We start from the raw sequence: 21,824 nt of genomic DNA, 5'->3' as shown, positions 1-21,824 counted from the left end.
AGGGCCGACTGAATGCCGGAACCGCGGATTACATCCGCTCGCCGAGGAACGTCAGCGTGCGGCCATGCGCCAATGCCGACGCGTGCTGGTTGTACGACGCACGCTCCGAGCAGTTGAAACCGTGATCGGCGTTCGGGTAGATGTTGAATTGCACGTCGGCGCGACCCGCGAAGCGCTCCTGAATCTGGCCGATGTCCGACGGCAGAATATGCGCGTCGAGCTCGCCGTAGTGGAACTGCATCGGCACCTTGATGTTCGCGGCTTTGTCGAGATGGTTATGGATGCCGCCGCCGTAGTAGGCGACAGCGGCGTCGACCGAACCGGCCGCCGCGGCCAGATAGGCGAGACGGCCGCCGAAGCAGTAGCCGATCGCGGCGATCTTGCCGGTCACTTCCGGCAGCGCGCGCAAGGCGGCCGCAGCGGCGCCGAGGTCGTCGACCGCGTCGTCGACCTTGGTTTTCTGCATCAGCTCGATGCCCTTTTCGCGATCCTTGCCGTCATACGTCAATTCGACGCGCGGCTGCACGCGCCAGAACACGTCCGGGGCGAGCGCGACATAGCCGTCCTGCGCGTACTGATCCGCGACCGAGCGGATATGGCCGTTCACGCCGAAGATTTCCTGAATGATGATGACGGCCGGTCCCTTGCCGCCCTTCGGCAGCGCGAGGTAGCCGCCGAAACTGTCGTTGCCGGCGGGGATGTCGATCCATCGGGAAGTCGTGCTCATGCTGTTCTCCATTGACTCGCGCGACCGCCGCGCGAGGTCGGTGTGTACGAAACGCTCAAGGCCACGAGGCCCTGCAACGGGCGCTTAGTTTGCCATCAAAAGAACCGCCTTGCAGCGAGGCGGGACGAGGCCTCGCGGGTGCTGCGGCGTGCTTCGATTCTCGTCAGGCGATTGAAACGATCTCGATAATTCATTTCTCCGCGATGGCGCGTCTCGGTACAGTCAGCGCGTGATGGCTCGCGCGTGTCAGCGCATCTCGCGAACATGTTGGCGAGCGCATGAATCAGCACATCGACGGCTTTGCGCCGGAAGGAAACGAACATGAATGAAGGCGGTTTCGTGACGCCGTTCGCCGAGCACTTCCAGATGCGGGTACCCGTCGTGCAGGCGCCGATGGCCGGCGGCGCGACGACGCCGGCGCTCGTCGCGGCGGTATCCAATGCGGGCGGACTTGGTTTTCTCGCGGGGGCGGCGCTCGCAGCCGAGAAGATCGCGAGCGAGGTCGCGGCGATTCGCGCGCTGACCGATCGCCCGTTCGGCGTGAATCTGTTCGTGCTCGATCCGGTCTCGCCCGATGAAGCCACCGTGCGCCGCGCGCTCGACGCAATCGATCCGCTGCGAGCCGATCTCGGCTTGCCGCCGGGACAGCCGCTCGCACGCTATGCGCCTGACTTTCGCGCGCAACTGGAAACGCTGATCGAATTGCGGGTGCCGGTCGCCGGCTTTACGTTCGGACTGCTAGCAGCGGACGACGTCGAGCGTTTGCACGCGAGCGGCAGCTATGTAGTTGGGACTGCGACGCATGTTGAAGAAGGCATCGCGTGGCGCGATGCGGGCGCCGATGCCGTCGCCGCGCAAGGCGCGGAGGCGGGCGCGCATCGCGGCACGTTCATCGGCGCCTTCGAAGATGCGCTGGTCGGCACGATGGCGCTCGTGCCGCAACTGGTCGACGCGACCGGGCTGCCGGTGCTCGCGGCCGGCGGCATCATGGACGGTCGTGGCATCGTCGCGGCACTCGCGCTGGGCGCGCAAGCCGCGGTGATGGGCACCGCGTTTCTGACCACCCGCGAGAGCGCGATCCCCGAGGTATGGAAAACCCGCGTGCGCGGCATGGCAGATACCTCGACCACGGTGACGCGCGCGATCACGGGCCGCCACGCGCGCGGCATCCGCAATCCGTTGATACAACGTTTGCGCGAATCGGCGGACAGCATCGCGCCGTATCCGGTGCAAAACGCGTTGACGCAGGAGCTGCGGCAAAACGCGGCGCGTGCGCAGAACGGCGATTACCTGTCGTTGTGGGCGGGGCAGGGTGCGCCGCTTGGCCACACGCGCGACGAAGCAATCGGCGCGATCGAACTGATGGCGCAGCTCGAGCAGGAATGGCAGGCGGCCTCCGTGCGAATCGCCGCGTTCTTGCGTTGATTGCATGGCCGATTTAAGGCTGATTTAAGTTTTTTACCGCACTCACAATCCTGTGCGGCACGCCACATTTTTGAGTTGAAAAACCCTTCGAATCATATGTGACAGAAGCCGGAAAATGGCTAAATCCGCGCCCGCGGAGAAACTTACCAATTAGCGGAAACCCGCATGGGCTGGGGTTTTCCGGCCCGCTCGCCCAAGCCACGAGCGGTTCGCCCGGGAACTGCGCTATTAGTGTTGTTCCCACTTTCTCAAAAAATTCCCGCAAATTAATTTGATGGCCTACACTTGCGCGCAAGTACGGTTTGCCAACTGTCACAAACAGTCCGGTAAACGTACTGGCCAAGTGCATGAACGATGCAACCGGCGTGGTCGTCCACGGGACTGAGCGACACGTGTAGGGGAAGCGGGGCACAGGGCGATTACGTTGTTTTGACCGAAACTGGAGACTTACATGAACATCAAGATTCAAAAGCTGTTGCCGATCAGCGCTGCGGCGGTGCTGTTCGCGACGTTGGCAACATCGGCCGCGGCCGACACGGTCGTGAAGATCGGTCACGTCGCGCCGTTGACTGGCGGTATCGCTCACCTGGGTAAGGACAACGAAAACGGCGCGCGCCTCGCCATTGAGGAAATCAACGCGAAGGGTCTGACGATCGGCGGCCAGAAGATCACGCTGCAACTCGACGCGCAGGACGACGCGGCCGACCCCCGCACGGCCACGCAGGTTGCGCAGAAGCTCGTCGACGACAAGGTCGTCGCCGTGGTCGGCCACCTGAACTCGGGCACCTCGATCCCGGCATCGAAGATCTATAGCGATGCGGGCATCGTGCAGATCTCGCCGTCGGCAACGAACCCGGCCTACACGCAGCAAGGCTTCAAGACGACCTACCGCGTCGTCGCGACCGACGCGCAGCAAGGCCCGGCACTCGCGAACTACGCGGCGAAGGGCATGAAGGTGAAGAGCGTCGCGATCGTCGACGACTCGACCGCTTACGGCCAGGGTCTCGCGAACGAATTCGAGAAGACGGCGAAGTCGCTCGGTATGAACGTCGTGTCGCACGACGCGACGAACGACAAGGCCGTCGACTTCCGCGCGATTCTGACGAAGATCAAGGGTGAAAATCCCGACGCGATCATGTACGGCGGCATGGACGCGACCGGCGGCCCGTTCGCCAAGCAGGCGAAGCAGCTCGGCCTGCGCGCGAAGGTGCTGGCAGGTGACGGCGTGTGTACCGACAAGCTGTCGGACCTGGCCGGCGACGCAACCGACAACATCGTCTGCTCGGAAGCCGGCATGGCGCTCGAAAAGATGGCGGGCGGCAAGGCGTTCGAAACGAAGTACGAGAAGCGCTTCGGCCAGCCGATCCAGATTTACGCGCCGTTCACGTATGACGCGGTGTACATCATCGTCGACGCGATGAAGCGCGCTAACTCGACCGATCCGGCGAAGATCCTGGCAGCGATGCCGACGACCGACTACAAGGGCGTGATCGGCGAAACGACGTTCGACTCGAAGGGCGACCTGCAGCACGGCGTGATCTCGCTCTACAACTACAAGCAAGGCAAGAAGACGCTGCTCGACGTCGTGAAGATGTAAATTCGGTGTGGTCGAAGGCGGCGTCGGGCCGCACTTCGATTTACTGCTAAAGAGGCACGTGGGCCGTCAGGCTTGCGTGCCTCTTCTTTTTGGCGTTGCGTTTGCGTCAGATCTTCAAACGCCGCAGCACCTTCGGCCCGACGAGCGCGATCATCGCGGCGCACACGGCGACGACCGACAGCCCGATCGTCAGATTGGTCACCTGCGCGACCGCACCGATGATCACCGGTCCGAGCAGCAACCCGAAATAGGCCAGCCCCGCGACGTGCGCGAGCCCCTCGGCCGCGTGGATGCCCTTCACGCTCGCGGCCGCCGCGAACAGCACCGGCATCATGTTCGCGAGGCCCAGGCCGATCAGCGCAAAGCCGGCGAGCGCGGCCACCGGATTCGGCAGCAGCAGCGCGTCGACCATCCCGGCGCAGGCGAGCGCCGCACTGATCATCACGAGTTGCGGCGCGCCGAAGCGGGCGCGCACCGCGTCGCCGGCAAAACGCGCTGCCGCCATGCCGCCGGAAAACGCCGCGTAGGCGGCGCTGGCGAGCGCGGGCGTCGAGAGCACGACATCGCGCATATAGACCGTGGCCCAGTCGTACATCGCGCCTTCGGCGATCAGCGCGACGAGCGCCATCGTGCCGAGCGCCCACAACGCCGGCGAGCGCCAGCGGCTCGCGCGCGGCGTCGCGGCATCGGGATGCTCGGCGTGCGGCACGTGCGGCAGCACCGACGGGCACGCGAGCACCAGCACGAGCGCGCTGGCCGCCGCGGCGAGCGCGAGATGCACAGCCGGCGCCATGCCGCGCGACAGCAGCGCCCCGCCCACCGCCGCGCCGAACATGCCGCCAAGGCTGAACATCCCATGCAGCGACGACATGATCGGCTTGCCGAGCGCCTTTTCGACGGCGCTCGCTTCGGCGTTCATCGCGACGTCGAGCGTGGCCATGCCGGCGCCGAAGACGGCCAGCACGATCAGCAGGATCCAATACGCCGGCACGACGAGGATCAGCGCGGCGCAGGCGGCCATCGCGAGGCCGCCGGTCAGGCAGGCGCGGCGCGTGCCGACCCGCGCGATCCACGACGCATTGGTCACCATCGCGCCGATCGATCCGCCCGCCACCGCGAACAACGCGAACGACAGCATCGCCGGATTCAGATGGAAGCGGTCGCGCACCGTCGGCACGTGCACGCCCCACGACGCGTACATCATGCCGGCGATGAAAAATACCGCCATCGTGGCAATGCGTGCGCGTTGCCGTGCGGTGACGGACAGATTGCGATGCGCGGCGGGCAGGACGGCGAATTCGGAGGATTGGTGATCGGGCACGGAGGTCTCGAGGCGAAGTGCGCGAGAAAGCGCATTGAAAGCGGATCTTCGATTCTATCGAAGCGTGGTGGCGAATGCTTGGAGCCGTGGGATCGGGCGCATACGATTGATAGGCTGGGGATGCAACCTGGCGGTATTGCCGGCTGTCATGCCATGGCACACCGCAGTTGGTTTTTGCATTGCCGTGCGCGGCGGCTGTTCTGCCGCTCACCGCTTTCCGTTCATTCCTGATTCACCGAGGAACGCTCAGTTGAACATTCCGGCTCACGCTCCGCTGCATCTGCTGCACACGGCCACGGTCGGCACGCTCGCCACGCATGCTCGCCAGCCCGAGGGCTTTCCGTATCCGTCGGTGCTGCCGTTCGCGCCGGACGCGCGGCATCGTCCGACGATCCTCGTGAGCCGGCTCGCGGAGCACACGCACAACCTGCACACCGATCCGCGCGCCGGTTTTCTGGCCGTCGACGCACCCGACGGCGACGTGCTGGGCGGCCAGCGCGTCACGCTGCTTGGCCGCTTCGAGCCGGTCGGCTCGAGCCCGGAACTGGCGCGGCGCTACCTGCGCTATCACCCGGACGCGGAGCGCTACCTGATGCTGGGCGATTTCACGTTCTGGATCATGGAGGTCCAGCGGCTGCGCTACATCGGCGGCTTTGGCGCGATGGGCTGGCTCGGTGGCGCCGAACTCGATCCGCTGCCGCCGCTTGCAGTCAGCGAGGAGGACGCGCTGATCGCGGAATTCGGTCACCGGCTGAGTGGCGCGGGCGGCGTCGAATTGCTGGGTGTCGACCGTTATGGCGCCGATCTGAAACGCAACGGCGTGCGCCACCGTTTCGCATTCGATGGCGCCCGGTCCGATACCGGGACATTGCACGCCGCGCTCGAAGTCTGCATCGAGCGGCATGCGGATTAAGTATTTATCGTTTATCGAGAAAACGCGCATGCGCCAGTCGCGACGAACGGGTCTGGTCTTTGTCTCAATAGTGCGCGGCTTATCCAAGTCAAAGCTTTCATGCCGTGAAATGTTCGATGTGCAATGGACCGCTCAAGTCTCATTTCCTGATAGTTAAATCGTGTAAATATGCAGATGAGTGGACTTTTTCAGCGACATGCGAAATCAGGATTTGAAAGGCCGTAGTCCGACCCAAAAGCAGCGCAGGAAACTTTTTGAAACGAATTTGAATTAATTTTTCCCGGTTACTTATCCAGCCTTTCTATTTTGTGTTAATCTCGCCGTCAAATTCCGAGGCATGAAACCTTCAAAGGCGAGTCGGCAAAAGACCGGCGGTCATTTATCCATACCACAAGGGAACCTATGTCTTCTTACAAGGAACTGCTCGCACAGCGCGAGAAGCTCGAAAAGCAGATTGAAGAAGCGAAGTCGCGCGAATACGCGGAAGTCTTGAATGAAATCAAGCAGAAGATGGCGGATTACGGCATTTCGCTGAGCGAACTCGGCGGCGGCCGCGCACCGAAAGGCGCTAAAGCGAGCCGGCCGCGCGCAGGCGTCGCGCCTAAATATCGCGATCCGGAAAGCGGCAGCACGTGGTCCGGTCGCGGCAAGCCGCCGCGCTGGATTGCGGGTCTTGATCGCGAAAAGTTTCTGATCCAGAAGTAATCACGATCAGGCGGGCAGTGAGGGTTGGCCGCACGTAGTACGAATAGCGGCAATCCACCGCGTTTATAGCCTGTTGCAGAATCTGAAAAAGCCGCGCACCGTTCAGGGCGCGGTTTTCGTCATTTGCGGCGCCGAGTTTTTTGTCGCATGCGCTTCAGGCAACTGGAACGCGAATGCTTTTCGTTTAGATAAGCGATTGATTTAAAAAGGTTTTTTCCGCTTTTCCCTGCGCGCGCGATTCGCGGCGGCTACAATAACGATAATTGACCTTTCCGCCACTTCAGCATGCAGTCCGCCGCGATCGCCCAAACCACCGAGAAACAACGCGTTGCGCGCAAAAGTACTTTTGCGAGTATTGCGCTCAATAGCGTGTTGATGACGCTGCAAATCGCCATCGGCACGATCGCGCACTCGCAGGCGCTAGTTGCCGACGGTATCCATTCCCTTGCCGATCTTATTTCCGATTTTGTCGTGCTGATTGCCAATCGGCACAGCGGGGCCAAGCCCGACGCGGATCACAATTACGGGCATAGCCGTTATGAGACGGTGGCGTCGTTATTTCTCGGCGCGCTGCTGATCTCGGTCGGCGTCGGCATGTTGTGGCGCGCCGGTACGCGGCTCGCCGACATGCAAAATATTCCTGCCGTCCACATGAGCGCGCTCGCGGTCGCGGCGCTCGTGCTGGTCTGCAAGGAAGCGCTGTTTCGCTACATGCTGCGCGAGGCGAAGCGCGTGCGTTCCGCGATGCTGATCGCGAACGCATGGCACGCGCGCTCGGACGCGGCGTCGTCGCTGGTGGTGGGAATCGGCGTGATCGGCAGTCTCGCCGGCTTGCGGTTGCTCGACCCGATCGCAGCGGCCATCGTCGGTTTTATGGTCGCGCGCATGGGCTGGACCTTCGGTTGGGACGCGCTGCAGGATCTGTCGGACCGCGCGCTCGACGAAACCGCCGCGGCCGACATGCGCGCATTGCTGATGTCCACCCCGGGCGTGCGTGACGTGCACGAAATGCGTACGCGCAAGATGGGCGATTTCGCGCTCGTCGACGCGCACATTCTGGTCGATCCGATGATTTCGGTATCGGAAGGGCATTACATCGCGGAGTCGGCGCGGCTGCGTGTGCTGACCGACAAGCGCGTGCTCGACGCGCTGATCCACGTCGATCCGGAAAACGATGCGCTCGCGCATCCACCGGTCGATCTGCCGCCGCGGGAGCGCGTGACCGCCGAGGTCGACGCGGCGCTGGCGGCCTGGGGCTTGCAGGCCGCTGGGATAAATCTGCACTACCTGAGCACCGGGCTCGACGTGGAGGTGGTGTTACCGGCGGCGGCGTCCGTTGAAGGGCGCGCTGCGGACGGCCCCGAGGCCGCGCGTCTGCTGGAAAGCGAGGCGCAGTCGCTTGGGCGCGTCGATCTGGAGGCGCTCAAGCGTCGTCTCGGCGCGCGCAAGCTAGACGTGCTGCTGCAACGGGATATCTCGGCCGCGCAAGGCGGTCCGGCGGCGGAACTCAAGACTGGCGTCGCCCCCGGCGGTCGGTCAATCGCCACGGAGCCTCACAACGTCGCCTGAGTCCGATGAGTTTCGGACACCCGATGCCGCGAACCTTCATGCCGCCCGCAGCGGCGGCATCCGTCACAACGGCAACTGCGTATCGAACTTGATTTCGCGCAGCACGACGCTCGTCCGCACCTGCGCGACGGCTGGAATCTTGAAAATGCGTTCGTGCAGGAAGCTGTCGTACGCCTTGATGTCCGGCGCGACGATCTTCAGGATGTAATCGGATTCACCGGTCGTGCTGTAGCACTCGGTCACTTCGGGGCAGGTGGCGATTTCCCGCTCGAACTGCTCGACGCCGCCTTCGGTGTGGCGCGTCAGATGGATATGCGCGAGCGCGCACACATGCAAGCCGAGTTTTTCGCGATCGAGCAGCGCCGTGTAGCGCTGGATCACGCCCGACTGTTCCATGTCCTTGATGCGCCGCCAGCACGGCGTGCTCGACAGCCCGACCTGGTCGGAGATTTCCTGCACGGAACGACGTGCGTCGAGCTGCAGTAGGCGCAGGATCTTCTGTGAGAACGTATCGAGTGTCAACTGCGCCTCCGTTAGCGTCGCCGTATCAACGCATGGTAGAGGGCGCGAAAACGAAACGCAATGTAAAACGGCTCTCGCGAGCGAGATTGCCTAATTTACCGGGTCGGGAGCGGCGTTTTGCCCTGAGCCGTCCCCATCATCCTTGCCGTCCCCCGGCAGCTCGGGCTGACGCGCGCGCAAGTCCTTCAGCATGTTGCAAAAGAGGGCACCCTGCTCGATCGCGTCGTCGAGCGCGACGTGCGTGTGCGGATGCTCGTCGAACCAGTGCTTCGGAAAGCGCGGCTTGATGTTCTTGCGGTACGGCAGGCCGGTCATCGCGAACGCGAGCGTCTTGATGTCGAGCGCCGACCACGAAAACGGGCAGCGGCCGACGAAGCGCATCATGTACCAGAACATATAGGTGAAGTCGAAGCCGGCCGGCATCGCGACGAACACCGGCTTGCCGGGCAGCGCCTCGACCCATTCGACATAGGCGGTCAGGGCGGCTTCGGGTTTCTGCAAGTCCTGGCGGCAGGCCGCCCATGCTTCCGGCTGGGTCTTCCACCACGCTTCCTGAACCGGATGCGGCGCTGCACCTTCGAGCAGTTCGAGATTCGCCGAGAACGTCGCGATCAGCTGCTTGTCTTCGGTGTATGCGGCGGATGCGAAGCTCAGCATCGAATGCGGGCCGGGGATCGGGCCGTCCGCTTCGACGTCGGTACTGACATAGATTTCGCTGCTCATGCGCCCACTCCGTCGGCGACGTAGGGATTCGTGCGGCGCTCGGCGCCGAACGTCGAGGTCGGGCCGTGGCCGGGCACGAACGTGACGTCGTCGCCGAGCGGCCAGAGTTTGTCGCGGATCGAGCGGATCAGGTCCGCATGATTGCCACGCGGGAAATCCGTGCGGCCGATCGAGCCGGCGAACAGCACGTCACCGACTAGTGCAAGCCGGTGCGCGCGGCTGAAGAAGACCACGTGGCCCGGCGTGTGGCCGGGGCAGTGGTAGACCTCGAGGGTTTCGTCGCCGAATTGCACGGTGTCGCCGTCTTGTAGCCAGCGGTCCGGCTCGAAGGCGTCGGCGGCCGGAAAGCCGAAGCGCGTGCTCTGGTCCGGCAACTTGTCGAGCCAGAAGCGCTCGTCGGGATGCGGACCTTCGATCGGTACGCCGTGGTGGCTGGCGAGTGTCTTCGCGCCGGCGCAATGATCGATGTGGCCGTGGGTCAGCAAGACCTTGTCGACGGTCACGTTCTGCCGCGCGATCTCGCGCTGGATCGTGTCGAGGTCGCCGCCCGGATCGACGACGGCAGCGCGCCCGGTGGCCTCGCAAACGAGTAGCGAGCAGTTCTGCTGGAACGGCGTGACGGGGATCAGGGTGACTTTCATGGCTGGACGACGCGCTGGAAAAACATTGATTGTACCGGGCCTCGCGACAGCCTCCGCCGCCCATGCGACGGGGCCGGCTCACGGCCCGTCTCAGTCTTTCGTATGTCCATTTTTGCGATAAATGTGAAGATTGATCAAGTTTTTGAGCAGCCCGCCATCCCAAAAAAAAGTTTTGGGTATAATGGACTCCATGCACTAGGAATTGTGCTGCCACAAGGCGATGCGTTCCCACAAAAAGGGAATGCCGCTCGCCGTTCAAGTAAGGGCTGTCGGAATGCCGACGGCCATCCAGTATCGATGCGTTCGATGCACACGTCTTGCCCAGCCAGGCGCCGCGCGCCTGCTACGGAATTAATCTCCGTGACGCTGGGTGGGGCCTACGCCGCCGTTCCTGCGCGCTGAGTTGCGCGCGCAAGAACGTGTCATTGCCACGTTCAGTTGGCGGCATGTGGGGTCTGGTCAGGCTGCCGGGGACAGGTTGCGCCAGACGTGAAAATTAACCGTGCGGTAGCGGCTGAGTGAGCCGTATCCGGGCTTTGACGTACTGCGCTTTTTCGCGCGGCGCGTTGTCGTCCCTACCGCCGGAGCCGCAAGCAACCTACCCAGCAGTTTGCGGGTGACGCGGCTCGACAATGTGATTGCACGTCTTATGAAAACTCGGCTAACCCGTGGTCTAGGGACTCTTTTTGCCTTTTTTGTACTGGCCGGCTGTGCCACGCCTCCGGGCGCGCGCGATACGTCCGCGAACGACACGCCGCCAAGTACAAAGAACATGCACCTGAGCTCTTTCGGACCGCAATCGTTCGGTAGCGCGCCGGCCTCGAGCCCGAGCGCGTCGAACGCGCCCGCGTCGCCGCTGGCTGACGCGCAGCCGCTCACCGACGACGGCGTCGACGTCGCGGACTTCCATCAGATCGGACGCGCGTCGTGGTACGGACGCTTCTTCCACGGCCGCCGCACCGCCAACGGCGAGCGTTACGACATGCATGCCCTGACGGCCGCGCATCGCACCCTGCCGCTCGGCTCGTACGTGCGCGTGACCAATCCGGCCAATTCGCGCTCGGTGATCGTACGGATCAACGACCGCGGCCCGTACGCCCGCGGCCGCGTGATCGACCTGTCGATGGCGGCCGCCGCCATGCTCGACATGCGCCACACCGGCACCGCGCGGGTCAAGATCGAAGGGCTCACGCAGCAGGAAGCGCGCGCCGAGCTGAACGAGACGCTCGCGTCGAACTCGGATTCGAACAAGTGATGTGACGTTACGTGGCGATGATGCCGCGTCGGCTGAACCAACCGTCTGCAGAAAATCGAAGGGCCGCGACATGCGGCCCTTTTCTGTTGCCGTCAGCCTTTTACCCGCCGGGCTCGACTCTCACGTTTCGGGCTTGTCTTCCTTCAGCGCCAGCGCGCGCGCGTACAACACGTTGCGCGATGCGCCCGTGAGCGCCGCCGCGACCTTGGCCGCGCTGCTCACCGTCAATTCTTCCAGCAGGATGCCGAGTAGCGCGTCGTGATCGTGCTCGCCGGCCGCTTCGGGCGCCGCACCTTCGACCACCAACACGAATTCGCCACGCTGCCGGTTCGCGTCGGCAGCGAGCCACGTTGGCCCTTCGGCCAGGGTGCCCTGGTGCAGGGCTTCGTGTAACTTCGTCAGTTCCCGCGCGATCAGCAGACGGCGTGTGCCGCCGAACGCATCGGCGAGCGCCTGCACCGTCTCGACGATCCGGTGCGGCGCTTCGTAGAACACCATCGCGTGAGGATGTTGCGCGAGCGCTTGCAAGGCGGCGGCGCGCGCCTTCGGCTTCGGCGGGAGGAAGCCGAGGAACGAGAACGTCGCGACCCAGTCGCCGGTCGCGCTGAGCGCGGTGGCGAGCGCACTCGCGCCGGGCAGCGGGACCACCACGAAGCCGGCCTCGCGCACGGCATCGACGAGCTTGGCGCCGGGGTCCGAGATGCCCGGCGTGCCCGCGTCGGACACGTAGGCCACGCGCTCGCCGGCCTGCAGATACTCGATCACGCGCTGCGCGGCGGTGCGCTCGTTGTGCTGATGCACGGCGACGAGCGGCTTCGAGATGCCGTAGCGCGCGAGCAGCTGTCCGGTGTTGCGGGTGTCCTCGGCGGCGATGCGATCCGCGAGTCCGAGCACGTGCAGCGCGCGCAGCGTGATGTCGGCGATGTTGCCGATCGGCGTGGCCACCACATACAGCGCGGCGGCGGGGTACTGCTGCCCTTGCGCGAGTTCGGAGAGAGGAGTCATGACACGGAAGACACAAACAGACGGAACGAGGCCGACATTGTGCCATGTGGGCTTGCGCGAGCAGGCCGCGCCGAACACTGCGCAAAAGATGCCCATAAACGCCGGTCCAAAAACCGCCCACAACTTTTCCTGCGCTCACCAGTCCAAATCCGTCGGCGCGGCTTTCGAAGCACGCGCGCGAGAATTTTTGCAGCGCCAGCGTCTGCGCTTCGTGGCGCGCAACGTCACCTGTCGGGGCGGCGAGATCGACCTCGTGATGAGTGATCGTGACGGCGCGCTGGTGTTCGTCGAAGTTCGCGCGCGTGCGCAGCGGCATTATGGCGGTGCGGCTGCGAGCATCGGTTGGCAGAAGAGACAGCGCATCGTGCGAGCGGCGCGGCACTATCTCGCGACGCGCGCCACGACGAACCGCGGCCCGCGCGACGAACCCGCGTGCCGTTTCGACGTCGTCGCGTTCGAGAGCGGCAGGCTCGTGTGGTTGCGCGATGCGTTTCGCGCCGACGAAGTCTGACCGACAGCGCAGACAACGCGCGTGAGTGCGATAAACTTGCGCTCGCGTGCCGCGCGAACTCATCGGCGGCCACAGCCTGGCAGTATGACTTCACAACACGGCCGCGCAGTGCGGTCCATTCGCGGTACAAGATAGAGACTCGATGTCAGTCGAACGCATCCAACAACACTTCCGCGACAGCGCGGCAGTCAAACTCGAAGCCCTCGAAACCCTGTCGATGCCGATCGCCGCCGCGATCGACACGATGTTCGCCGCGCTCGCCAACGGCAATCGCATCCTCGCGTGCGGCAACGGCGGTTCGGCCGCCGACGCGCAGCATTTCGCGGCCGAGCTGATCGGCCGCTTCGAGCGTGAGCGGCCAGGTCTGCCGGCCATTGCGCTCAGCACCGACACCTCCGTGCTCACCGCGATCGCCAATGACTATTCGTTCGAACAGATCTACGCGAAACAGGTCTGGGCGCTCGGTCAGCCCGGCGACGTGTTGCTCGCGATCACCACATCCGGCAATTCCGCGAACGTGCTGGCCGCGATCGAAGCCGCGCATGAGCGCGAAATGATCGTCGTTGCGCTGACCGGCAAGGGCGGCGGACGCGCGCAGGAGGTGCTGAGTGACACCGACATCCACGTGTGCGTGCCGTCCGACCGCACGGCGCGCATCCAGGAAGTGCACCTGCTGACCATCCATTGCCTGTGCGACGGCATCGATGCCATGTTGCTCGGCGAAGACTGAGACTGATTTCGAAGGAGAGCTAGTTGATGAGCGTTTTCCGCATCAAGAAGACACTGGTGAGAACCGTGCTCGTGGTCGGGTTCGCGGCGGGCCTGTCGGCCACGCTGCAAGGCTGCTTTCTCGCTGTCGGGGCCGCGGCGGGCGGCGGCGCGCTGATGGCAACCGACCGCCGCACGCTCGGCGCGCAGACCGAGGATCGCGAGATTCAGGTGAAGGCGCTGTCGCAGATCAGCCAGAATCTGCCGGACTCCGCGCACGTCAACGTCACGGTGTTCAACCGCCGCGTGCTGCTGACCGGCGAGGTCGCGGGCGAGGCGTCGAAGCAGCGTGCCGAGAGCATCGTGCGGAACATGAACAACGTGAATACGATCGTCAATGAACTGGCGATCGCGCCGGCGAGCTCGTTCTCGTCGCGCACCAACGACACCTACCTCGAAACGCGCGTGAAGACCGCTCTGATCGCCGAGAAGAACATTTCGGCGAACAACTTCAAGGTCGTGGCCGAGCGCGGCAACGTCTATCTGATGGGCCTCGTCACGATGAATGAGGGCAATATCGGCGCCGACGTCACGAGCCGCGTGCCGGGGGTCGTGCAGGTGGTCAAGGTGTTCCAGTACATCCAGCCGCAGGAAGCCGAAGCTGCTGCGGCCGCCGGTGCGACGGCGCCGGTGGCCGCCTCGCAGCCCGAGGTCAGCGAGCCGACGGTCGGCGCGATTCCCGATTCGTCGGTGAGCGCGCGGCCGCTCGATCAGCAGGCGCCTGCGCCTGTCAACTCGTCGACGTCGGTGCGACCGGGTAATCCGAAGGCGGTGCCTTGATGCGCGGTATGACGCGTGGGGGTGTCGTGTTCGCGTTGGTGGTGGGCGCGCTCGCCGGCACGATGACGTCGGGTGCTCGCGCGGCCGAGGCGCCGCGCGGCCAGCAGGTCGCCGCCGCGAATGCGTGCATGGGCTGTCACGCGGTCGATCGCAAACTGGTTGGTCCGTCGTTCCAGCAAATCGCCACGAAGTACAAGGGCGACGCGCAGGCGCCGGCCAAACTCGCGCGCAAGGTGAAGGACGGCGGCTCCGGCGTATGGGGCATGATTCCAATGCCGGCCCATCAATCGATGAGCGATGCGGATATCCGCGCGGTGGTCGACTGGGTGCTCGCGGGCGCGCCGTCCAGATGAGGTTTTCCCGGGGCTGGAGGCTTGGCAAAAGGGAAAATGGCTGTGCTAGAATTATTTTTGTTGGGGGGGTAGCTCAGCTGGGAGAGCGTCGCGTTCGCAATGCGAAGGTCGGGAGTTCGATCCTCCTCCTCTCCACCAAATACCGATCCAAAGTAGTTCAAGAAAGTCTAAGAAACCCCGTAAGATCAAGGCTTACGGGGTTTTTTATTGCGTCGACGTCCGAGTTCTCTTCCGTTGACATCCAGGGGCAGGATTGGGGGCAATTCAGCAGTCGACGAAAGTGTTGCCACCAACATCGCCTCTTCGTCGCAGCGACCTTCGGGCTGATTCGCGTTTGCCACACGCGGTCCTACCCCGGCTTAGCTCGCTGCGCAATCTGCGTTCGCGGGTTCGAGCAGCTAGTGAGAGAAGCCATGTCCTTGTTGGCGCGAATTGCTCAATCGATTCAGCTCCGCAGGCTAAACGGCCTCGTCACCAGGACGCGGGATTGCCACGAATTCTCTTATTCGCGTATGGGTCAACAAGTGTTCTAGGGTAGCGGTAGTAAATACCTTACCGTTCAGTTCGGTCAGCATTTGCCCCATATCCGCTCGACGCTGGCGAAAACCTCGACCATCAATACACGCGACCACTTCGTAAGGCGCGCCACCTCTCCGGATACGTTCATCTCGTTGATTAGCGAGCACCTTGATGCGTGCGACCTTGTCACGCGCAGTCCCGTCGTCGCTTGTGATTTTTGCTTCAATTACAACTACTGGATCAACGTCATCGGGAATACAAAAGTCCGGTGCTTGCCCGAAACCGGGGATTCGCTCTGCACGTTTTGTCTTGCGGTACGTTACGCCTGCACCACGCAAAACCTCTTCGACGGCATTCTCCATCACCTCGCCTACCAGCTCCGACACGGCATCGCGGTGTGTCGCAAACGGTCGTCCAAGGTAGCGTTCATACAACACGGCAGCGTATGGAACATTCTCGCGTGCAGCATATTCCACGGACTCAAGCCCTTGCGTTGTATCGAATTTATCGAGTCGATGCACGACGGCATCGCCCGCTTCAGGTGCTCCCTCCGAAATGTACCTAATCGCTACGGCCAAAAGCGCATCAACGCGTTCGATAAATTTCGATTGCGGCGGAGGCTCGCGACGGCGAGCCTCCGCTGTACTCACACGGCTGGCATACCTTTCCCGTGCGTTGCGCACTGCACCGGAGTCGAGCCGACATTCACGATCCAATTGCCTAGCTGCAGTCTGGCTTATTTCGATATCGGATTCCGCATTAGCCAACTCTGCCCATTCCGGTGGGGACATGCCGAGAATCGAACGAATCACTCCGAAAACTCTGCTATTTTCGTCAACTGCCCGAGAAACAGACTCTAGATCGAACATCTCAAAAACTCGCGTTTGTCGCTTCAACACCTCAAACGCTTGCCTAAAGTCGGTGTAGGGGAGAAAGCCAGTACCCTTTGGTAAGATTAGGAACTCCGACGATATATCAGCGAACGTTGCGCTAACCATAGCGTCCAGGTGCTTGTCCAATTCTGTTGCATTTAGCTCGTACGGGCGTGTGATTTCTGTCATGTTGTAGAAGTAGCTTGAGACAATATCTCTGCGATCAGGTCGGCCGCAGGATTATGCGCCGAAAGCCTACTGATCGCGTTTGTCGCCAGCCGCGTTTTTTCTTGCAGTGACTCTTGCTTGTTCCACGACTGCACAAGTTCATTCACCGCCAACCGAGCGACATGTCCTGCGATCAAGCATCGAAGATCGCCAGCTGTCAAAGACAGCCCGGCATTTTGCAATCCCTCGACATCTTTAGCCAAACAACCGCGTAGCGAACTCGCCACCACTGACTCGACCGCCCGACAAACGAATACGGTGTCCAAGACGGACGAGTTTGATCTCGCAATATGTAAAGATGCCGCCATCTCGGCAGGTGCAGGCAGTGCAGCGGTGCAATTTAGACCTGCGTCCAGCATTGCTACAATAAGCGGAAGATAGGCCAGCGGATCGTTATGATGGTAGGTAAACACAAACGGTGCATTGGGTTTTAACGCGGACGCGTAGTGGCAAAATACTTTCGAAAGACCTTCAGTGAAATGAGCGAGCCCGCGCCCCATTGTCTCATTTCCGGTTAACTCAGCATGAGCTCGCGTCGTTGAAGGCCAGAAACATTCAAGCTCGTCCCCGAGCGCTTGACGAAGCCACGCGTAGCAAAAATCCATCAACTCAGCATATTGAACGTTGTCGAAGTATGGGGGGTCTGTGAAGACGCCATCCAACGACTGCGGAGGCAACCGTATCTCCGTGGCAGGCATCGCAGCAATACGTGCCTCACGCCCGGTTGGGGACGGAGTGTCTTCCGTGAACGACGCAGCTATCGTTTCTCCAACTATCGGGACCAAACGCTTTTTCCCGTTCTCCACGCGAGTCTCAAAAGGATTCTTGCAATATAACTTTGCCCGGATAAATTTCTCGGCAAAATGAACAAAGGCCCCTGAACCCACCTTGGGTATCCCAATAACGTTGTTCTCGCACTGCACCAACCCGACCGGAAATCCGTGAACGCTGAATATGTCTTGGCATTTCAACGCATATGTATCGTATCGACACAACATGTTCTGGTAACGAATAAAATCTGAGAACACTGTTAGTAATGCATGGCGCGTCGCGACGTGTTTCACGTGCGTGATTCGTTGCAAGAGAATTCCTAGGCTCAGTAGTTGTCTGTCATTAAACATCTCTCGAAATTTCCCGTATCCCCATCGATGAAGACGCTTTGTCTCGTCTCCATGCGGAATATCATCGCGCGGGATAGGAAGGTCACTCGATCGACAGGCAAGCAACTCAGCCGAACGTTGATACCTGTTCAAGTCGTCTTGGTCTGGTGACTTAAAGAATCGCCCTTTCCGTGTTTCTGAGCCACAGTCGCAGTAGTATTCAATCGCCCACATGCGATGTTGCGGTGGCACGTTGGCGTTTTTAGGCGGATACGCAAATTGAGTCGAACAGCGCCTACATGAAACCTTGTTTCGCTTCGCATTCCCCTCGACCGAAATCTCGGACCTGCATTCGCGACAGATGCCAGGGTTGTCTTTAGTGGGCGTCCGCTCGAACCCGTTGAGCGCACCACAGCAATCACATACGAGAACATTATGGGGATGGCGGACGTCCTCTGCCAGAAGATGTCCGGGGAACAGATCGTTAGGCTCTCCACAAGAGGGGCACTCCTGCCTCTTCACCCAGATGAAATATTTCACGGGTGCTTCTCGGCTGCACTCTGTACATCTCGTAGTGTAAAAATCCTGTATCTCACCTTCAACATCACTTACTACCGAACTCAAGGCGTCGCGGAACATTTTTTCGTCAAAATCGGCAAGCGACTGGCGAACGATCCAGAATGCCATTGGATTGATGTCCGTGCCAATTACACTAAACCCAAGGCGATTCGCCTCGTAAATCGGAGTTCCTCCACCCATAAAGGGATCGGCGATGACACCTTGAAAGGAGTGCGCTTTCCAGTATTCGACCTCAATGGGCTCCTCCCCATTAAACTCAGCAAGAAGCAAGTTTCGAAATACGGTTCCCGGGCGTCGCGCAAACCACTTGTGAACGCCAATTATCGGGCGGTAATTTTGCTGAATTTGTTTCTCACGCGTCGCAAGCAGCGCAGTAAAAGATACATCGAAATTATTTTCCAACTTGAAGGTATTGCTCATATCGATATATTGATTATCCGCTTAGAAGTCACGCAAGTCATATGAGCTTCAGAATCTTGTTTACCGCGTGGCGGCGCTACTCTTGCCTACGGCGGTTACCGTTTCAACGGTGGAGAGTTTGGGGTATCGTCGATCCGCAGCAAACGTCGCGGTGGCGAGTAAGCGATCGCATCCACGAACGGCGAACATTTTTCCAATCCGAAAGGAAAGATTATGGACCAATCGCTGGGGGAACGGGCCAAACAACTGGACTGCCCTTCGCCGGAGGATGGTAAGTCAGAAGCTTCCTCGCTCTGTCCCCGACGTTGGCGGCCGACCAAATAAAGTCAGTGGTCTTGCCTCCCCCACCTTGAACCCGAACGGACCACGAGAGTCCATCTGCACGTCGCGCCAAGGTCTTAACACGGCAGCGCTGCTCGCGCCGATGCATTGGCAGAACTAGCAACGCCGCGCGGCCTTCAATATCGTTGAATGCGAAACGGCATATTCCTTCGCAAGTCCACGGGCCGAAGCTCCTTCGGCCAGCTTGGTCCGAATTTCGGCCTTCTGCTCTGTTGTGAGTGCATCTTTACGGCCGAGCCTCGTTCCTTGGGATTTGGCGCGCGCAAGTCCTGCGTGTGTTCGCTCGATGAGCAAATCCCGCTCGAACTGCGAAACCGCGGCGAGCACAGTCATATGCAGCTTCCCGGCCGCATTCGTCAAGTCGGTTTCTTTGAGGGCTAGGCAATGCACATGCACGCCCTGTGCGGCCAACTTCTCGACGGTTCCCAGTACGACGGTCGTGTTCCGTCCCCGCCGGTCGAGCTTGGTAACGACGAGCGTATCACCCTCATCTAGCCGATCCAACAGCTTCGAGAAACCGGGCCGCTCGGCGACGGGTACGCTGCCCGATATGGTTTCCGTGATCGTGTGGCGCGGCAAAACCGCAAACCCGGCGCGGCGAACTTCTAGCAATTGGTTGTCAGTGGTTTGCTCCGCTGTGGACACGCGTGCGTAAAGGAACGTGCTACACACCGACTGCTCCCGGTAAATAAACGTGGAAGCCAGGATGCCAGGAAATCAATTCGTTTAGAAGGACTGTCTTACCGCCCGCCAACCCGCGTTCCGAGTGGCAAAAAACGGACGATTTTTTACCGCTGCATGAGCTGTCAATCGACTTATTCGACGGGGCTGCTTGAGACATTGAGCAGATCACCGAACTCTCACAAAAAAAAGATGCAACAAGCGGTCGCTGCCGGGTCCTTATTATTGAAAGCCTCTGCTTTCACCTCCCGCGCCAACACTGGCGCAACAAACCATGGAGTCGAAAATGCAAAATCCCGAAATCGCAACCGACGTTGCTGAGAGCGTTGTCAACTGGTCCCCCGATTCGCCCCGCGGTGGGCGAACAGTGTTGAACCGCATCCTGAAAGAAAACGCCGCCGTGCCGTTGTTTTTTGCGCAGACGCTGATCGCCTCGTTGCGGGACGTCGGCTACAACCACACAACGTCGGCGATTTGCGAGCATGTCGACAACGCGATCGAAGCTGGCGCAACCGAGGTGCGGATTTACTATCGCCAATTGGGCAAGAAGGGCGACTACACAATTGACGCTGCCGTCTACGACAATGGTCGCGGAATGGAACCCAACGTCCTCAAGGTGGCAACTTCGTTCGGCGGCTCCATGAATTACAACGACCGAAACGGAATCGGCCGGTTCGGTATGGGAATGAAAACAGCGGCGTTAAGCATGAGCCCAGTCATGGAGCTGTATTCGTGGCAGGAGACCGGCGCAATCTACAGCATGATGCTAGACGTCGAGGCGGTCGGCAAGGATAGGTCCAATGCCGTGTACGTGCCCGACCCGACGTTGAACACAGAACTTCCCGGCGAGCTGGCCGAGATTTTCTCTACGCCAATGGTTTGGCCGTCGAACCGCAACGAGCAGGAACTCTTGGCGGATGACGCGGGGGACCTAGCAGAGCACCTCGGACCGCGTGGAACTATTGTCTACATGCCCTCGTGCGACCGACTCTCCTCGCGAACAGCCAGAACGCTCTCCGAGCATGCCGTTGCCGAGATGAGTCGCATTTATCGCCGCGCGATTTCGTCCGGCCTGCGCCTGTTCGTGAACAATCGCCGCGTCGAAGCATTTGATCCAACTTACTCGATGCCGAACGCCCGGCACGCCCGGATGGTTGAGGGTGTTCCCGCCCTTAGTCGTCTGGTTCTTGCTCGCCCCGTCGACATTCCGATTAGCGAAAAGGACCCCTCGCGGACGGCTCAGGCCTTGGTGAAAATCTTTCGGCTCCCGATCGAGGAATGGTCCGACTTGGAGAGAAAGGTCCAGAGGAATGATCTTCGTATCTTCGATGGGCTTACGGTATCGATTCTTCGCAACGACCGAGAGGTATTTGCAGGCGGTTTGCCCAAGCTGACGACGCGGCACAGCGTTACGAACTGGTATCGGGTCCAGATCGACTTCCCGGGGGTCTTGGACGAAGCGTTCGGCGTTGCCTCCAATAAACAAGGTGTGCGCATGAAGGACTACGTCCTTGACGCCATTCGAGATGAGGTCGGAGGGGACATCACTAAGCTAAACGATGAAATCAAGCGCTTTCAGGGGGAAAAGGCAAGTCGGATGGACCCGGCGAAGGCGTCGGCAAGTGAACGACGGGCAAACGAAGTCGATTATCTTCACACAAAACCTGTCGATACTGAACTCACCGACGAGGAACAGGCACAACTCAATGCAAATCTCATGGGCCTAGCCGTAACGCTGCGGCGTGATGGCGAAACTGACGAGCAAGCATTTGAACGCGTCAAGTCCTCAAAATACTTGATCGCTTTTAGGCATGACGAGTATTGGCCCTTCTATCATATCGATCACAAGTTCGGACGGATTATCCTTACCATCAACACTGCGCATCCGTTTTTCGAGAAGCTTTACAACCCGTTGCGCGACTTGGCGACAAAACCGGCGGGGGAGGACGAAACGGTGCCCGGGACTGAGCCGATGCATATCGATGAAGGTCCGCTGGTCGCCTTGGAGCTACTTCTGCTCTCGCTCGCGCGCGCACAAGGAGTGCTCGGCCGTGACGAGGACGCAAAGCGCGTCTTCGATCAAATGCGAAAAGAATGGTCGGAGACGTATCGGATTCAACTCGTTGGTTGAACCATCCGGCGACACTTTTCAAAAGCACTAAATCTCACTATAGTTTCTAAACGCCGATCTTGACTGGTTTGAATGCTTACCGGGGGCAAAGTGTCCCCCGGTAAGAACGCTAATCGGAATAGGCAGCGTGTTTCCTC

Annotated in this window: 20 protein-coding genes and 1 tRNA gene; 12 read left to right on the top strand and 9 right to left on the bottom strand. The window is 61.0% G+C overall.

Annotated elements, in window-relative coordinates; translation table 11 throughout:
* Positions 1-28: 28 nt before the first annotated feature.
* The gene (locus F6X40_RS15130) at positions 29-727 is read right to left on the bottom strand and encodes a dienelactone hydrolase family protein (protein WP_187628377.1); all 699 of its coding nucleotides are present in this window, start codon (positions 725-727) and stop codon (positions 29-31) included.
* Between the two features lie 321 nt (positions 728-1,048).
* Between F6X40_RS15130 and F6X40_RS15125 the strand changes: the two genes are divergently transcribed.
* Positions 1,049-2,152 (top strand): NAD(P)H-dependent flavin oxidoreductase, encoded by a 1,104-nt coding sequence (locus tag F6X40_RS15125; RefSeq protein ID WP_187628376.1) that lies wholly within the window; start codon positions 1,049-1,051, stop codon positions 2,150-2,152.
* Between the two features lie 451 nt (positions 2,153-2,603).
* A complete protein-coding gene (locus tag F6X40_RS15120) occupies positions 2,604-3,749 on the top strand; it encodes a branched-chain amino acid ABC transporter substrate-binding protein (RefSeq protein WP_184026037.1) in 1,146 nt (381 codons plus the stop codon).
* A 106-nt stretch (positions 3,750-3,855) separates the two neighbouring features.
* Here the strand turns inward: F6X40_RS15120 and F6X40_RS15115 are convergent, their stop codons facing one another.
* Positions 3,856-5,070 carry an MFS transporter gene (locus F6X40_RS15115; protein WP_184068803.1) on the bottom strand — a complete coding sequence of 405 codons (1,215 nt, stop codon included), beginning with the start codon at positions 5,068-5,070 and terminating at the stop codon, positions 3,856-3,858.
* Between the two features lie 250 nt (positions 5,071-5,320).
* Between F6X40_RS15115 and F6X40_RS15110 the strand changes: the two genes are divergently transcribed.
* From F6X40_RS15110 to F6X40_RS15100, 3 genes are all read left to right on the top strand, one after another.
* A complete protein-coding gene (locus F6X40_RS15110; protein ID WP_187628375.1) occupies positions 5,321-5,983 on the top strand; it encodes a HugZ family protein in 663 nt (220 codons plus the stop codon).
* A gap of 402 nt (positions 5,984-6,385) precedes the next feature.
* Positions 6,386-6,688 (top strand): H-NS family nucleoid-associated regulatory protein, encoded by a 303-nt coding sequence (locus F6X40_RS15105; RefSeq protein WP_008921239.1) that lies wholly within the window; start codon positions 6,386-6,388, stop codon positions 6,686-6,688.
* Between the two features lie 285 nt (positions 6,689-6,973).
* Positions 6,974-8,257 carry a cation diffusion facilitator family transporter gene (locus F6X40_RS15100; RefSeq protein ID WP_187628374.1) on the top strand — a complete coding sequence of 428 codons (1,284 nt, stop codon included), beginning with the start codon at positions 6,974-6,976 and terminating at the stop codon, positions 8,255-8,257.
* A 63-nt stretch (positions 8,258-8,320) separates the two neighbouring features.
* Here the strand turns inward: F6X40_RS15100 and F6X40_RS15095 are convergent, their stop codons facing one another.
* The 3 genes from F6X40_RS15095 to F6X40_RS15085 form a co-directional block, all read right to left on the bottom strand.
* Complete coding sequence (locus F6X40_RS15095) at positions 8,321-8,779, bottom strand: Lrp/AsnC family transcriptional regulator (protein WP_012431468.1); 459 nt, start codon at positions 8,777-8,779, stop codon at positions 8,321-8,323.
* 90 nt (positions 8,780-8,869) lie between these two features.
* Complete coding sequence (locus F6X40_RS15090) at positions 8,870-9,502, bottom strand: exonuclease (protein WP_090802665.1); 633 nt, start codon at positions 9,500-9,502, stop codon at positions 8,870-8,872.
* Entirely contained in the window at positions 9,499-10,143 is a 645-nt protein-coding gene (locus F6X40_RS15085) for an MBL fold metallo-hydrolase (RefSeq protein ID WP_184068797.1), read from the bottom strand. The genes F6X40_RS15090 and F6X40_RS15085 overlap by 4 nt, the downstream gene beginning before the upstream one ends.
* Before the next feature lie 649 nt (positions 10,144-10,792).
* Here F6X40_RS15085 and F6X40_RS15080 point away from each other — a divergent pair.
* Positions 10,793-11,398, top strand: coding sequence for a septal ring lytic transglycosylase RlpA family protein (locus tag F6X40_RS15080; protein ID WP_187628373.1), 606 nt, complete (start codon positions 10,793-10,795; stop codon positions 11,396-11,398).
* Positions 11,399-11,518: 120 nt separating this feature from the next.
* On the opposite strand, the gene rsmI is transcribed toward F6X40_RS15080, so the two are convergent.
* Positions 11,519-12,403, bottom strand: coding sequence for a 16S rRNA (cytidine(1402)-2'-O)-methyltransferase (gene rsmI / locus F6X40_RS15075; protein ID WP_184002798.1), 885 nt, complete (start codon positions 12,401-12,403; stop codon positions 11,519-11,521).
* An 88-nt stretch (positions 12,404-12,491) separates the two neighbouring features.
* Between rsmI and F6X40_RS15070 the strand changes: the two genes are divergently transcribed.
* From F6X40_RS15070 to F6X40_RS15050, 5 genes are all read left to right on the top strand, one after another.
* Positions 12,492-12,914, top strand: a complete 423-nt coding sequence (locus F6X40_RS15070; RefSeq protein WP_260336494.1) for a YraN family protein — start codon at positions 12,492-12,494, stop codon at positions 12,912-12,914.
* Positions 12,915-13,056: 142 nt separating this feature from the next.
* Entirely contained in the window at positions 13,057-13,644 is a 588-nt protein-coding gene (locus F6X40_RS15065) for a phosphoheptose isomerase (RefSeq protein WP_062125567.1), read from the top strand.
* A gap of 26 nt (positions 13,645-13,670) precedes the next feature.
* Positions 13,671-14,462, top strand: a complete 792-nt coding sequence (locus F6X40_RS15060) for a BON domain-containing protein (RefSeq protein WP_187628372.1) — start codon at positions 13,671-13,673, stop codon at positions 14,460-14,462.
* Positions 14,462-14,815: a c-type cytochrome gene (locus tag F6X40_RS15055; protein WP_187628371.1), complete on the top strand. Its 354-nt coding sequence runs from the start codon at positions 14,462-14,464 to the stop codon at positions 14,813-14,815. The genes F6X40_RS15060 and F6X40_RS15055 overlap by 1 nt, the downstream gene beginning before the upstream one ends.
* Positions 14,816-14,877: 62 nt before the next feature.
* Positions 14,878-14,953: transfer RNA gene (locus F6X40_RS15050), tRNA-Ala, on the top strand.
* 320 nt (positions 14,954-15,273) lie between these two features.
* Here the strand turns inward: F6X40_RS15050 and F6X40_RS15045 are convergent.
* The 3 genes from F6X40_RS15045 to F6X40_RS15035 all read right to left on the bottom strand — a co-directional run bounded on the left by F6X40_RS15045 (position 15,274) and on the right by F6X40_RS15035 (position 19,547).
* Positions 15,274-16,395, bottom strand: a complete 1,122-nt coding sequence (locus F6X40_RS15045) for a hypothetical protein (RefSeq protein WP_187628370.1) — start codon at positions 16,393-16,395, stop codon at positions 15,274-15,276.
* Entirely contained in the window at positions 16,392-18,533 is a 2,142-nt protein-coding gene (locus F6X40_RS15040) for a DNA methylase (RefSeq protein ID WP_187628369.1), read from the bottom strand. The genes F6X40_RS15045 and F6X40_RS15040 overlap by 4 nt, the downstream gene beginning before the upstream one ends.
* Positions 18,534-18,971: 438 nt before the next feature.
* Positions 18,972-19,547, bottom strand: a complete 576-nt coding sequence (locus tag F6X40_RS15035) for a recombinase family protein (protein ID WP_187628368.1) — start codon at positions 19,545-19,547, stop codon at positions 18,972-18,974.
* Positions 19,548-19,842: 295 nt separating this feature from the next.
* Between F6X40_RS15035 and F6X40_RS15030 the strand changes: the two genes are divergently transcribed.
* Positions 19,843-21,687: an ATP-binding protein gene (locus F6X40_RS15030; protein ID WP_262421457.1), complete on the top strand. Its 1,845-nt coding sequence runs from the start codon at positions 19,843-19,845 to the stop codon at positions 21,685-21,687.
* Positions 21,688-21,824 lie beyond the last annotated feature (137 nt).

Origin of the sequence: Paraburkholderia sp. UCT31 (assembly GCF_014397655.1) — a bacterium.
GTDB classification, from domain to species: Bacteria; Pseudomonadota; Gammaproteobacteria; order Burkholderiales; family Burkholderiaceae; genus Paraburkholderia; species Paraburkholderia tuberum.
The sequence above is the reverse complement of the archived record's forward strand: the minus strand, read 5'-3'. Positions and strand labels throughout refer to the sequence as shown.

Coding starts and splice junctions, on each gene's coding strand:
- F6X40_RS15130 (WP_187628377.1), bottom strand. CDS start 727: ATGAGCACGACTTCCCGATGGATCGACATCCCCGCCGGCAACGACAGT.
- F6X40_RS15125 (WP_187628376.1), top strand. CDS start 1,049: ATGAATGAAGGCGGTTTCGTGACGCCGTTCGCCGAGCACTTCCAGATG.
- F6X40_RS15120 (WP_184026037.1), top strand. CDS start 2,604: ATGAACATCAAGATTCAAAAGCTGTTGCCGATCAGCGCTGCGGCGGTG.
- F6X40_RS15105 (WP_008921239.1), top strand. CDS start 6,386: ATGTCTTCTTACAAGGAACTGCTCGCACAGCGCGAGAAGCTCGAAAAG.
- F6X40_RS15100 (WP_187628374.1), top strand. CDS start 6,974: ATGCAGTCCGCCGCGATCGCCCAAACCACCGAGAAACAACGCGTTGCG.
- F6X40_RS15090 (WP_090802665.1), bottom strand. CDS start 9,502: ATGAGCAGCGAAATCTATGTCAGTACCGACGTCGAAGCGGACGGCCCG.
- F6X40_RS15085 (WP_184068797.1), bottom strand. CDS start 10,143: ATGAAAGTCACCCTGATCCCCGTCACGCCGTTCCAGCAGAACTGCTCG.
- F6X40_RS15080 (WP_187628373.1), top strand. CDS start 10,793: ATGAAAACTCGGCTAACCCGTGGTCTAGGGACTCTTTTTGCCTTTTTT.
- rsmI (WP_184002798.1), bottom strand. CDS start 12,403: ATGACTCCTCTCTCCGAACTCGCGCAAGGGCAGCAGTACCCCGCCGCC.
- F6X40_RS15070 (WP_260336494.1), top strand. CDS start 12,492: ATGCCCATAAACGCCGGTCCAAAAACCGCCCACAACTTTTCCTGCGCT.
- F6X40_RS15065 (WP_062125567.1), top strand. CDS start 13,057: ATGTCAGTCGAACGCATCCAACAACACTTCCGCGACAGCGCGGCAGTC.
- F6X40_RS15060 (WP_187628372.1), top strand. CDS start 13,671: ATGAGCGTTTTCCGCATCAAGAAGACACTGGTGAGAACCGTGCTCGTG.
- F6X40_RS15055 (WP_187628371.1), top strand. CDS start 14,462: ATGCGCGGTATGACGCGTGGGGGTGTCGTGTTCGCGTTGGTGGTGGGC.
- F6X40_RS15045 (WP_187628370.1), bottom strand. CDS start 16,395: ATGACAGAAATCACACGCCCGTACGAGCTAAATGCAACAGAATTGGAC.
- F6X40_RS15040 (WP_187628369.1), bottom strand. CDS start 18,533: ATGAGCAATACCTTCAAGTTGGAAAATAATTTCGATGTATCTTTTACT.
- F6X40_RS15030 (WP_262421457.1), top strand. CDS start 19,843: ATGCAAAATCCCGAAATCGCAACCGACGTTGCTGAGAGCGTTGTCAAC.